12 protein-coding genes and 1 pseudogene are annotated in these 12501 nt (G+C 36.0%); 1 reads left to right on the top strand and 12 read right to left on the bottom strand.

From position 1 onward, the window contains the following. The 8 genes and pseudogenes from J7604_RS02335 to J7604_RS02305 form a co-directional block, all read right to left on the bottom strand. Positions 1–414 carry a response regulator gene (locus tag J7604_RS02335; protein ID WP_293890462.1) on the bottom strand — a complete coding sequence of 138 codons (414 nt, stop codon included), beginning with the start codon at positions 412–414 and terminating at the stop codon, positions 1–3. A gap of 99 nt (positions 415–513) precedes the next feature. Continuing rightward, positions 514–825 (bottom strand): T9SS type A sorting domain-containing protein, encoded by a 312-nt coding sequence (locus tag J7604_RS02330; protein WP_293890635.1) that lies wholly within the window; start codon positions 823–825, stop codon positions 514–516. A 38-nt stretch (positions 826–863) separates the two neighbouring features. Further along, complete coding sequence (locus tag J7604_RS02325; protein ID WP_293890460.1) at positions 864–1205, bottom strand: hypothetical protein; 342 nt, start codon at positions 1203–1205, stop codon at positions 864–866. A gap of 42 nt (positions 1206–1247) precedes the next feature. After that, positions 1248–1301, bottom strand: a pseudogene (locus tag J7604_RS27015) (hypothetical protein); the annotation flags it as partial. Further along, positions 1277–1540, bottom strand: coding sequence for a hypothetical protein (locus tag J7604_RS02320; RefSeq protein ID WP_293890458.1), 264 nt, complete (start codon positions 1538–1540; stop codon positions 1277–1279). The gene J7604_RS02320 and the pseudogene J7604_RS27015, both read right to left, overlap by 25 nt. 20 nt (positions 1541–1560) lie before the next feature. After that, entirely contained in the window at positions 1561–1989 is a 429-nt protein-coding gene (locus J7604_RS02315; protein ID WP_293890455.1) for a hypothetical protein, read from the bottom strand. Positions 1990–2252: 263 nt separating this feature from the next. After that, the gene (locus J7604_RS02310) at positions 2253–2639 is read right to left on the bottom strand and encodes a hypothetical protein (protein ID WP_293890452.1); all 387 of its coding nucleotides are present in this window, start codon (positions 2637–2639) and stop codon (positions 2253–2255) included. A 148-nt stretch (positions 2640–2787) separates the two neighbouring features. Beyond that, complete coding sequence (locus J7604_RS02305; protein WP_293890450.1) at positions 2788–4197, bottom strand: hypothetical protein; 1410 nt, start codon at positions 4195–4197, stop codon at positions 2788–2790. 391 nt (positions 4198–4588) lie between these two features. Here J7604_RS02305 and J7604_RS02300 point away from each other — a divergent pair, with 391 nt between their 5' ends. After that, complete coding sequence (locus tag J7604_RS02300; RefSeq protein WP_293890447.1) at positions 4589–8815, top strand: Ig-like domain-containing protein; 4227 nt, start codon at positions 4589–4591, stop codon at positions 8813–8815. Between the two features lie 148 nt (positions 8816–8963). On the opposite strand, the gene J7604_RS02295 is transcribed toward J7604_RS02300, so the two are convergent. From J7604_RS02295 to J7604_RS02280, 4 genes are all read right to left on the bottom strand, one after another. Continuing rightward, entirely contained in the window at positions 8964–9410 is a 447-nt protein-coding gene (locus J7604_RS02295) for an SRPBCC domain-containing protein (protein WP_293890444.1), read from the bottom strand. Positions 9411–9484: 74 nt separating this feature from the next. After that, complete coding sequence (locus J7604_RS02290; protein WP_293890442.1) at positions 9485–9916, bottom strand: VOC family protein; 432 nt, start codon at positions 9914–9916, stop codon at positions 9485–9487. Positions 9917–10124: 208 nt separating this feature from the next. Then, positions 10125–11522, bottom strand: coding sequence for a dihydrolipoyl dehydrogenase (gene lpdA / locus J7604_RS02285; protein WP_293890439.1), 1398 nt, complete (start codon positions 11520–11522; stop codon positions 10125–10127). Positions 11523–11559: 37 nt separating this feature from the next. Continuing rightward, positions 11560–12498 (bottom strand): hypothetical protein, encoded by a 939-nt coding sequence (locus J7604_RS02280; RefSeq protein WP_293890436.1) that lies wholly within the window; start codon positions 12496–12498, stop codon positions 11560–11562. Between the last annotated feature and the right edge of the window lie 3 nt (positions 12499–12501).

Here is a 12501-nt window from a genome sequence, read left to right as displayed (position 1 = left end):
TTACTCATGGCAGTAAGATTCCCAATCCTGCAATACCTTTAATATCTTTTCCTCTGTAAGAGGTTTAGTAAGGAATTCACGAATTTTAAATTTTTCAATTTGCCTGATATCATTTTCGTTAGAGGAGGTAGAAAGCATTACGATATTGATATTTTCTTTGTTAGGAAGATTCAGAGTATTAAACTCCTTCAGAAACTCAATACCATCCATTACAGGCATTTTAATATCAAGAAAAATCAAATGAGAACAGTTTTTAAAATTCCTGCAAAATTTATGGACATGCTCCAACCCTTCATAGCCGTTGGTGGCTGTAGTTATGTTACTTGCTACGTTTAGTTTTCTCAGAAGACGCTGATTTATGAAGTTCGTGATATTATCATCGTCTATCAAAAGTACATTTTCAATTTTATTCATGCATACTGGAAGTTTATGCTTTTAAACCCCAAAGACTGCTTAAAGTAATTTATTAACAAATAAGCGTGAAAAATGTTTATAACTTTAACAAAAATATTCTCAATCAATATAATCAATTTTTAAAACTTCATTAGAGTTAATACAAATTATTTCATTTAAAATTTGTATTAACTCTAAAGCACCATCTATCTCAAAATAACAAGTTCTTTCAGAATAAGATTTGCCTTCGCTTTCATACTTCAGTAAATAGATTCCAGCACGACCATCATTAATTGGAATTCCGGTAACCACATTTCCCGGCTCAGCATTAATTTCCTTTACTGCCTCTCCTTGCATATTCAGTATCCTAACAAAGCCATTACCATTTATTGATTTGACATTCGCAGAAGCAGAACCAGGATTCGGGTAAATGAAAAAATTATCACTGGAGCTATTGATCCCAAAGATAGCTAAAGGTGCAGAAGATGTTTTCCAGATTCCATGTCCATATGTCCCAAAATAAATTTCCTCCCCTCTAAATGCAAATGCCCCAACGAGCCCGCAGGCAGGTTCACAGAAATTGACTCCCAGTTTTCCCCACCATCATCGCTTTTAAGTACCCCACCAACATACGCCATATACAGAGATTTATTATGACACTTTAGGTCTGAAATTAGAGATAAGTCTGCATCATAATTGATATTTGCCAAATTCCAGGAAGCCCCATTATCGTTGGATTTATACATTACATGGTTTACACCTACTCCATAACCCAATAAAAATAATGTCTCAGCACTTTCCCCTTGAATCAAAAACTTGATATATATAGTTGTATCAATGCCTACAGAAGAAGCTTCCCAAGTTTGCCCGAAATCATCAGATCTTAATACACCTGTCTTTCCCGGAATAAGTTACCGTCCTGGTAAATTTCAGTCTTAACGCCAAACATTGCATCTCTATTCCATATTATCTTATTTACCCAGGTGTCCTTTCCCCATTGAGACCAACTATCTCCCGCATTTAATGTAAAATACTTTCCTCCGGTATACTGTCCGGAGAAAGATATAAATAACGTATCCCCGCTTCCTCCAGCAAAATCAAACCCGGAGAACTGGGCCATTGGCAGAATAAGCTTATCCCAGGTCACTCCTTTGTCTGCGCTTCTGTTTAAAGTTTTTCAGTTTTAGCATACAAATATCTTCCATAATTAACATAATCCTCAAGAGTATATTCATCATCATTAGGATTACTGTCTAAGGACACCTGCCATGTCTTACCATCATCTGTCGACCGGAGTATTCCATTATCTACATAATTAAACAAAACATTTCCTGAGGCTGAAATTCTATATCCATCTGCTAATAACAATCCATTGGTCCTATTAGCCCAGGTATTTTCTCCATCTTCCAGAAAAAACAATCCCGCATCTGTAATTGCTATTAGGTTATTATTTAAAAAATTAAGTCCTGATATACGATTATTATCTAAACCTGAAATAATAATTGGCATCCAAGACTCTCCCATATCAGTAGAGGATTGCAGAGAAATTAATTCATCCTCTGAATTAGTTGTTATGAGATATAACTTATTGTTCAAATAAAATAAATTTGAAAGCTTCTCTTCCGAACCCAGTTCAAAGTAGTCGCATTCCAAACACCACCTGCTTTTGAGTGATAAATATTATTACCATTTCTAAAAAAAAGAGCTTCATCCGTACCACAAATTTTCTCAATGGTTAATCCATTAACGCCATCCATAGGAAATGGTAAAAACTCAATGCCATTGCTGCTTCTTTCTACATCATCCCCATTTACCCCATAAATAAATGAACCTATATGAAAAAATCTATCAAATGCTAGTCATCCAACAGCCTTAGTCCAATTGTCTCCATTATCTGTAGATTCGTATATCCTGTCATTACCATTATCATTTTCATACACGAACAAATTTCCATTTAATCTAAAAATTCTTTCAAATTCTTTATTGCCTGTAAAATTCATACCGTTATTAGACTCCCTCCAGTTACCACCATTATCATTTGACTTATAAACACCAACAGGTGTAACTATATATACACCGGATTCATCCGCATGAATATCGCTTACAAACTTTGATATCACTGAATTCAGGCCGGTGCTTGAATAGACCCAGTTTTTCCCATTATCAGAAGATTTGTACACTCCATTCAAATTGGGCAAAAAACACATAATTACCTTTTCTGGCCATTGAAGACCTTTTGTTATCAAAAAAAGAAAAATCGTTAAAATTTAACCTCTCCCAGGTTCTGGCATACTCCTGCAACCTGTAGGAAAGATAATAGGAAAAATGTAAGTAATTTTTTTTTCATTTGATCTTAAAACTTTAATATTAAAAAAAAATTAACAAGACGAGAACCTAGTCCCCACCACATCCTCCGCAGCTGCTGCAGGAACTGCCACATGAGCTTCCACATGAACTTCCAGTATCAGAACTGCATCCGCTACTACACCCGGAAGATGAACTATCTCCCCCAGAACTGTTGTCTACATTACCCGCATTTCTTGCAGAAATAAAGGCCGGAAAAAGGAATGCTGATCCAATCATAAAATACTTCCAATCCCAATCTTCAATATTTATATGTTTAGGAACACTATCAGACTTGTAATATGCCGGAATACTTTCTTTAAGTATTTGCTTAGTAAGACGTTTAAGGAATAATATAGTTATTATAAGAAAAGCTATCAAAAATACAACTAGCCAGAAAACCGGTTTATTTCTTGATACTCCTGTAAAGAGCCTTACAACAGCAGCCATATATACCAATGATATAATGACAAAGTTCATGTAGTATAATCGTCCAAAGTATTTTGATTTGATATAATATTTTTGAAATGCATCCATCGCATCAGCAATGGAAGAAAAAACATTTTTACCTTTAAGTAGCCTTAATAATTCATTATATTTTATTCTGCTATGATTCTTAAGTGTTTCCTTTACAACATACTCATAAATGCTTTCCGGTAAGGATTTCGCTTTATTCTTTAATCTGAAATTTTTACTCACATTGATTTTGCCATCTTCAATCATTTTGCTTACAGTTCCATCTATAAGATAAGAAAGCTCAATATCTTGTGAGTATATTAATTCAGCAGGTGTTAATTTCTTAATGAAAGAATATCCAGGCAGCCCATCCACAAATGCAGCTTGTTTTCTTTTATTATAAAAATCCAGTAAAGCAAATGTAACACCACAGCCCAATAGCAACATCCACATATAATAAGGATTACCAATTTCTATAACAAGCGGCCTAAATAAATAGTAACAAGGCGTTACAAGACAAACAAAGGCAAAAATACCTATCAATAAAAAAGTCCTTAAATTGATTGAAGCCTTAGGCAATGAAAGTGGTCCATATATATCAGAGTAATTCCATATTTCTTCAGGCTGTACTCCAAAATTTTCTTCATATGTAATTTTAGTTCTTTCTTTAGCCGCAGCAAACTTCCTATAATCTTTACTATTATGTGTTGAAGGAATATGTTCGATCTTTTTACCTAACAGATTACAAAACTCATTATAGGATTTAGTGAACACAAGGTGTTGATGCCATACAATATCTACTACTTCTGATGGAGATACCATTTTATCAGATGTTGCAGCCAAATACATAAACTTTTTGTACTCCTGGATAGCTGATTTCGTAAAATTTATCGTCCACTTATTTTCCTTTGAAAGTCGGGTTGAGAATCCGTAAACTTCACTCTGCTCATCAAAATTATACGCTTCAATATTTTTCCAAAGAAGAGAATTTGCGACTTGTACCATCTGATAAAAATATTAATTGATAAATAATACCCTATATTGGTTTTTTAAATTTCTAAACAGATCAAGATAAATCTGACTACACATCTACGTTATTCAGCGATAAATTTTACTGCAAATTCACACAAAAATTTCACTTAAAATGAAGATTTCATTCAAAAAATAAATAAGATCTCACCTTCTAATTAATTTTTTCAAAATCAAATTTATATCAAAAAATTTGTCAGCCAGTACTTGCATGATAATCAATTAGTTTTCATTTCAACTATTCCATCTATCGATAAAAACATACCATTCGACCCACCTTATGTATCTTTTGTTACAAAGATCCAAAATTTCATCTCCTACCTTAACATCACCGCCAATCATAAACAGTCCCAAACCTTAATTTATTATGAAAAAAATTCTACTGGCATTTATGCTAACAGGAATGTCCTATCTATCTGTGGCTCAAGCACCGGACGATCCTGAAAAATTTAAAGTAAAGCTTAAATCAGGCAGTTATGTCCCTGAAGAGAAATTATCTCTATCAAAGAAAACAAGAAAAGCTGCATCTGCTAAAAGTTATGTTTTAATTCAATTTTATGACCTTCCCTCTAAAGCGGATCATGAAAAAATAAAGGAAGCAGGCATTCAACTCTTTAATTACATTCCAAATAATGCATACTGGGCATCGATACCAGAAGGAATAAGCGAGACTACACTCAAAAGCCTTAATGTCAGAAGCGTTGAGCCTATAAAGACTGAGCAAAAAATTGACAACTCCCTGAAAGATGGAAGTATTCCTAAACATGCTGAAAAAGTAGCTGGAAAAGTCGATCTGAAAATTACTTATTTTACTTCTGATCTATCTTCGAACGTTAAAAACAATATAACTTCAATAGGTGGACAAATTCTAAAAGAATCTCCGGATCAAAACCAATTCGTAATAAGAATCGATAAAGATCTTATACCCTCAATTGCAACCATAGAAGGTGTTTCAAGCATTTCTCCTGTCTCACCTGCCCCCACAACTGACAATTTTCCAGGCGTGAATGCGTCAAGAGTCAATGTTTTAAGATCTGGAATTTCCACTTCAAGAAACCTTAAAGGCGATGGCATGAGCATTGCAATAGGAGATGTTTTTACAGGCAACATACACCCGGACCAGCAGAACAGAATCAATAACTATGCATCTTCTTCTACTGAATTACATGGTGATCATACTTCCGGCACTTTAGCAGGAACAGGAAATCTTAATCCCTTATATACTGGCATAGCCCCCAAAGCAAATCTTGTATATACAAATATGACTGATGATGTTGTTTCGGCACCTTATTACTACACGAACAATAATGTAAAAATAACTAGCAATTCATATGGTTCTTATGGAGCTGGCGGAGTATACAACGACGATAGCAGAACAGTGGATCTTCAACTAACAAATACTAACTATCCAGACCTATTGCATGTCTTTTCTTCTGGTAACTTCGGACCCTCATTCCGAACAGCACGAGGCGGTTTTCAGGCTGCGAAGAATTCTCTGGTCGTAGGTAATATCAGCTATGATAACCAAATATCTTCAACCTCAAGTATAGGGCCAGTTGCAGACGGAAGAATTAAGCCAGAAGTTGTTGCCATTGGAGAGAATGTAATTTCAACATTTCCTGAGAATCAATATTCATTATTATCAGGAACAAGTATGTCTACTCCATGTGTTACAGGAGCTACAGCATTGTTATATGAGCGTTACAAACAATTAAACTCAAACACAACTCCCAATTCGGCTTTAATTAAAGCACTCTTATGTAATTCTGCTGATGATTTAGGCAACTCCGGTCCTGATTTTACATTTGGATTTGGACTGATCAATTTGAAAAAGGCAGTCGAAGACCTGGAAGATACTAACTACTTTCAAAGCAGCGTAAATGCCGGGGACAGCGTGACTCACGCAATCACAGTTCCTTCAGGTTCTGCTAAACTAAAAGTACTATTATATTGGAAAGATCCGGCAGCCTCAGTAACTGCGACAGTTTCGCTTGTTAACAATCTTAATCTGAGAGTTAAAAACTCCTCTACTGTATATCTGCCATGGATATTAAACCCTGCCATAGGACAGGAAAATAACCTTGCCATAAGAGGTGTTGATAACCTGAATAACATAGAGCAAGTTACTATTGATAATCCTAATGGAGTTTATAATTTTACTGTAAGTGGCAAATTCCTCACCAGCGGATCTCAAGACTACGTTGTTACGTATGAAATCCTTCAACCTTCTATTACTGTTACCTATCCATACTATGGCGAATCAATGGTGCCTGGAGAATTGGTAACTTTGAGATGGGACGAAGAGTCTGCCCCCGGGCCAATTTCACTTTCCTATTCATCCGACAATGGATCAACATGGACCAGCATTGCTACTGGCATTCCTTCAGGTCAAAAATATTATGATTGGACTGTGCCCAATTTAACAACCGCAGGACTAAAAATAAGAGTAAGTAATGGTTCAATAACAGGAGTGAGTGCTGGAGCTTCTTACGTAATAGGAGTTCCTCAAAATGTTGTAGTTAATGCACCCACCAGCACACAAAGGCAACTATCATGGCAAGCTGTAACAGGCGCATCTTCTTATGATGTGTTCCAGTTAAGTCCTGCAGACAAAGAGATGCAACTGATCGGGAATACAACTAACACGAACTATTTATTTCAAAACATATCTTCCTCCAATTTCTGGTTTAGTGTTCGGGCAAAAAGTACCTCAGGAGCTATCGGCAGAAGGGCCATTGCTCTAAAAAGTGCTCCTTACAGAATTGCTGAAAATCCAGCAGGAGCAGTCTCCGGCATAAACTATCAATATTATGAAGGAACATGGCCATCCATGCCTGATTTTGGTACCCTTACCCCTATAAAGACCGGAACCATTAATAATTTCGATTTTTTCTCCATAAGAAACAGAGCAGACAATTATGGAATACGGTTTACGGGATACGTCAATATCCCGGCTGATGGCCTCTATTCTTTTTATGTAATTGCCAGTACAACTGGTAAATTAACAATTGGAAACGATCTTATAATTCAGCATTCTTATCCGCAGGATGGAGACATATTATACAACTCAATCGCATTAAAAGCCGGTAAACATGCTTTTACATTTGATTATCTTGACTATAATGCATCAAATGAATTTGCTGTGGTTCAGATTGCAGGACCCGGTCTATCCCGAAAAGTAATTGAGGATGGAGATTTATTTAGAGTTACTGGATCAAAACCTCTAACGAATATAACTTCGCCATTAAATAATTCGACTTATAGTACATCAAGCTTAACCATTAATGCTGCAGCAAGCGACAGCGATGGCTCTATTTCCAAAGTGGAGTTTTATGAAGGGTCAAATAAGCTTGGAGAAGATTTAAACGCTCCATTCTCATTTAACTGGACTAGTATCATTGATGGAACTTATACTATCAGAGCAAAAGCTTATGACAACACAGGATTAACTTCTATTTCTATACCTGTAACAATTACTGTGAATACTTCCAATACGCCTCCTACAGTCAGTATAATAACGCCTTTAACAGGAACTCATTACACAGCTCCTGCATCAATCAGTATCAGCGCGAGTACAAGTGACTCCGAGGGTCCAATTTCAAAGGTGGAATTTTATCAAAATGGAGTCAAATTGGGAGAAGATTCCAACTACCCAACATTTGACTGGACATGGACTAATGTTCCTGCAGGCACATATAAACTTACCGCAAAAGCCTTTGATGGCGGTGGTTTAACTAAAGTGTCTGATACAGTGATCGTCATTGTTGATCCAACATCTAATTCTGCTCCTGTTGTAAGCGTAACTTCTCCAATTAACAATGCATCATTTACAGCGCCTGCAAGCATTGCAATAACTGCAAGCGCTAGTGATTCAGATGGCAGTATTTCGAAAGTGGAATTTTACCAGGGCACAACTAAATTAGGTGAAGCTCTCACTTCTCCATATAGCTATTCATGGACTAACGTTGCTGCAGGAACTTATTCTATCACGGCAAAAGCATTTGATAATGCAAATGCAAGTACTACATCTTCAGCAATATCTATAATAGTTAATGCAGCACCTACAGGTGATTTAATCGGGCCGGATTGTTCTACATCCGGACAAACATTTGTACTTGAAGTAAATCCTTCATTACGTACAGGAGCTATGACATATAACTGGTGGGCCAATACTTCTGTGCAAAGCATTACCCCTGTATCTGGTCAGCCATATAAGGCCACAGTTATATTGACTTCTTCTTTTACTGGTGGACAATTATGTGCTGGTGTAAATTATAGCGGAGCACCTTATTATCAGCAATTATGCAAAACCATCAATGTTTGTTCATCTCCAAGGGAAGGAACACTAGAGACTTCTTCATCAACTGTAATTTTGCCTAATCCATCTGACTTTAGTTTTTCAATAAAATCGGATAAAGTAATATCGTCTATGTCTATGTTTAATAACCTTGGACAAGAAGTTTATTCACAAAGCCATTTAAGCGAAATAGACATTCAAGACTTTGGACAGGAATTATCTTTTGGAGTTTATACTCTATTTGTAAATTACACTGATGGAAGTAAAGAAACCATTAAGCTTGTAAAAACTAAATAAAGAAATAAAAAAAGAAGCTCGGTTGTCCGAGCTTCCTTTTACTTATTAAAATAATTTATTTCCTTTTAAGACTGAAAAATTTCACTTTGATAAAATCATTCTTTCCAAAGGTTAAATACCACATTCGGAAGAACCAAACATTAGTAGGTTATCTCTCAGCAATTTCTTTAACAATCTCCAGAGCTTTTGGAAATGTTTTATTGAAATAATCCTGATATTTATTGGTGACATCCACTTCCACATTTAGTTCAGTCACTCCATTATTTTCAGAAAGAAAGTAACTTTCCTTAGCTCCTTCCCAATCCTCGCTTTCTTCTGTTTTTGGCTGCTCCTTACCTTTTAAAATGGTTCCCAGATGCCTGAACGTCATTTGAGTAGTGGGTTTGTTAACTTCTATAACACTAAACATACCATCACCATCAGCAGTCAGGAACTTTATTTTACTCCCTTCCTTCCAATCACTTTCTGCATAAGAACCCGGACTAAAAACGTCTGCCCATTGACGGTATGAAGCATCAGACCAAAGTGCATTCCACACTTTATCTTGCGATGCATTTATCTTTATTGAAAACTTAAGTAATGTCAGCGTTACCATAGTTATATAGTTTTATTTATAACATATTTTTAATTAAGCCTGGTTTCAAAAAAAATTCAATAAGGTTGCAAATTTTATTTTGTTTTCGAGTCAAAACTTACCATCCAATTGATACCGAATTTGTCCTCACACATGCCAAAATAAGAGCCCCAGAAAGTATCAGCTAAAGGCATTACTACTTTTCCTCCCTGCGATAAGGAATTAAAAACTTTATCTGCAACAGATTTTGTATCTGCACTAAAGCTCAAAGTAATATTGCTCCCAAATACAACCTTTCCATACTCAGGATTTGAATCGCACCCCATAAGTACATTGTCATTATTAATCGGCAGAGAAACATGCATGATTCGGTCTCCAAACTTGGTGTCAATTTTAAATTCCTCAGAAGGAGGCATGTCTTTATATTTCTGAACTGCCGTAAACTCTCCTCCAAATATGGATTTATAAAAGTTAAAAGCTTCCTGGCAATTACCATTGAAAGTTAGATAAGGATTGATTTGTGACATTTTCGTTAGGTGTTAAGAGTTATATACTTATACAAAGTAATCGTTCATAAGTTAAAAATAAGAGGTAAAAAACGACAATACTGAAGGGCTTTTCAGGCATTTCCATTTTTCATTTACCTCCCCAAAATATAAATGGAAAGGTCTTGTATAAAACAAAAAAGGGCTATTCTTAATCAGAACAGCCCTTTAATAATTTTAAACATAACAATTACATATGCAACGCTCTGTTCTCAGTTGCCGCAAGGCATGCCTCTTTAAAGGCTTCAGTGTAGGTCGGGTGAGCATGTGACATTCTTGAAACATCTTCTGCAGACGCTCTGAACTCCATCGCTACAACAGCCTCTGCTATCATATCAGCAGCTCTAGGACCAATAATATGTACTCCAAGAATTTCGTCTGTTCCTTTATCTGCAAGAACTTTTACAAACCCGTCCAGATCCATACTTGCTCTAGCTCTTCCTAAAGCTTTGAATGGAAATGATCCTGTTTTATATGCTCTTCCCTGCTCTTTTAATTGCTCTTCAGTAAAACCTACTGCTGCAACTTCAGGCCAGGTATAAACAACTCCTGGAATCAGATTATAATTAATATGTGGTTTTTGACCAGCCATATACTCAGCTACAAATACCCCTTCTTCTTCAGCTTTATGTGCAAGCATAGCACCACGCACTACATCACCGATTGCATAGATACCAGGAACTGAAGTTTCCAAATGATCATTTACTGCAATTCTTCCCCTTTCATCCAGCTTTACTCCGGCTTTCTCAAGACCTAAACCTTCAGTATAAGGTTTTCTTCCAACAGACACAAGGCAATAATCACCTTTAAACTCAACTGAATTACCAAGCTTATCATCTGCCTTAACGCTTACTTCTTTTCCTTTTACAGTTGCACCTGTAACTTTATGATTGAAGTAAAATTCAAAGCCTAGACCTTTCAATACTTTTTGTAACTCCCTTCCAAGAGCTTTATCCATTGTAGGAATAATTGAGTCAAGGTATTCTATAACTGTAATCTTTGTACCCAATCTCGCATATACTGAACCTAATTCCAGACCAATTACTCCACCTCCTATAACAATCATTTGCTTAGGGATCTCTGTAAGGTTAAGCGCTTCTGTAGAAGTAATGATTCTTTGCTTATCAATAGCAATTGAAGGCAATGAAGAAGGTTTTGAACCTGTTGCAATGATTGTTTTCTTTGTTGTGATGGTTTTGTTTCCATCAGCACCTGCTATCTGTATGGTGTTTTTATCCAGGAATGAACCAAGCCCAGTGTATACATCAATTTTATTTTTCTTCATCAAAAAGTTGATGCCGTCTACCGTTTTGCTAACAACATCGCCTTTTCTCTGAATCATTTGCTTAATATTTGCCTTCAGATCTTTTAACTCAATACCATGTGCCTTAAAAGCATGAGCAGCATTATGATAATGCTCTGAAGAATCCAGCAATGCTTTTGATGGTATACAACCCACATTAAGACAAGTACCTCCTAACGAAGTATATTTCTCAACCAGAGCTGTTTTCATTCCTAACTGGGCACATCTGATGGCAGCAACATAACCGCCAGGACCCGAACCAATAACTACAACATCATATGTCATATGATCAGAAATTTAAAAAGTTAAAATTGTGAAATGATTATTCGAAATATCTGACAAACTGCCTCAAGCTTCTTCGCTCAATATTGGCATTTTCATCTTTTGCAAAACTTATAATTTCGCCCTCTCTGGCATCTATAACAACATGCAGGTAATAAATATTCCCTTCATATGCATCCATTCCTCCTCCTGTAGTGCCTTCAAAACTTTTACCTCTTCCCAATACATCAGTATATGGTATAACAGCCGTATACGCCACTACACTATCTGATCCTTTTATCTTTTCTGTAATCTCCGCAAAATCTGTCAACTGATACTTCTGAGTGTATTCCTCAGAAACATATGTAAACGTTTTGAAAAAACGTTTCAGCTGAAGGGTATCAATCATCAATGTCCTATCTTTTAGAATCTGAGCTTTTCCTGCAATCGATCTGAAATATTCCTTATCGGAAAATCCAGGATCCAATTTTTTATAAGCAATCAGTTTAGAAATTTGCTGAACAGCGATAATAAAATCTCCTTCAATAGGTGCTGATACTGCTGTTCGAAACTTATAAAATGGCTTTTCAAAATTTTCTGACAATGCCAGCTCAAAATACCCATGTTCTTTGGCATTCCACAATACAGATCTGGGATCTACCTCAGGACTGAGTTTTTCAAGAAGAGGATTTTTCTGATTTCTAAGAGAAGAAAATTCGAGGGTAAAATATTCAGTATTTTTTGACGCATATAATTTCCTTACCTGTGAAAGATCCATGAATTCTATTGAAATTGAATCCCAATATTTTGGAACAATGGACTTCACTAAATCATTGCTCCTTTTTCCCCAGGCGCGGGTTGTATCTGCAAGCACTACAATCAGTTTCCTTTCTTTGATCTTCTTAGCATCACTCAACTTTATGTCAAAGATTTGAGCATTGCTTTGTGACGATGCAAAAATCAGAGAAAGAAAAACTAAAAGCAGTCTGAAATAATACATATT

It is taken from the genome of Sporocytophaga sp. (genome assembly GCF_017745095.1).
In the GTDB taxonomy this organism is placed as follows: Bacteria; Bacteroidota; Bacteroidia; order Cytophagales; family Cytophagaceae; genus Sporocytophaga.
Note: the sequence above shows the minus strand (reverse complement) of the source record. Positions and strands in the feature narration are given on the sequence as shown.

What these genes read in the sequence shown, in the direction of transcription:
- J7604_RS02335 (WP_293890462.1), bottom strand. Translation starts at nt 414, where the DNA reads ATGAATAAAATTGAAAATGTACTTTTGATAGACGATGATAATATCACG.
- J7604_RS02305 (WP_293890450.1), bottom strand. Translation starts at nt 4,197, where the DNA reads ATGGTACAAGTCGCAAATTCTCTTCTTTGGAAAAATATTGAAGCGTAT.
- J7604_RS02300 (WP_293890447.1), top strand. Translation starts at nt 4,589, where the DNA reads ATGAAAAAAATTCTACTGGCATTTATGCTAACAGGAATGTCCTATCTA.
- J7604_RS02295 (WP_293890444.1), bottom strand. Translation starts at nt 9,410, where the DNA reads ATGGTAACGCTGACATTACTTAAGTTTTCAATAAAGATAAATGCATCG.
- J7604_RS02290 (WP_293890442.1), bottom strand. Translation starts at nt 9,916, where the DNA reads ATGTCACAAATCAATCCTTATCTAACTTTCAATGGTAATTGCCAGGAA.
- lpdA (WP_293890439.1), bottom strand. Translation starts at nt 11,522, where the DNA reads ATGACATATGATGTTGTAGTTATTGGTTCGGGTCCTGGCGGTTATGTT.
- J7604_RS02280 (WP_293890436.1), bottom strand. Translation starts at nt 12,498, where the DNA reads ATGTATTATTTCAGACTGCTTTTAGTTTTTCTTTCTCTGATTTTTGCA.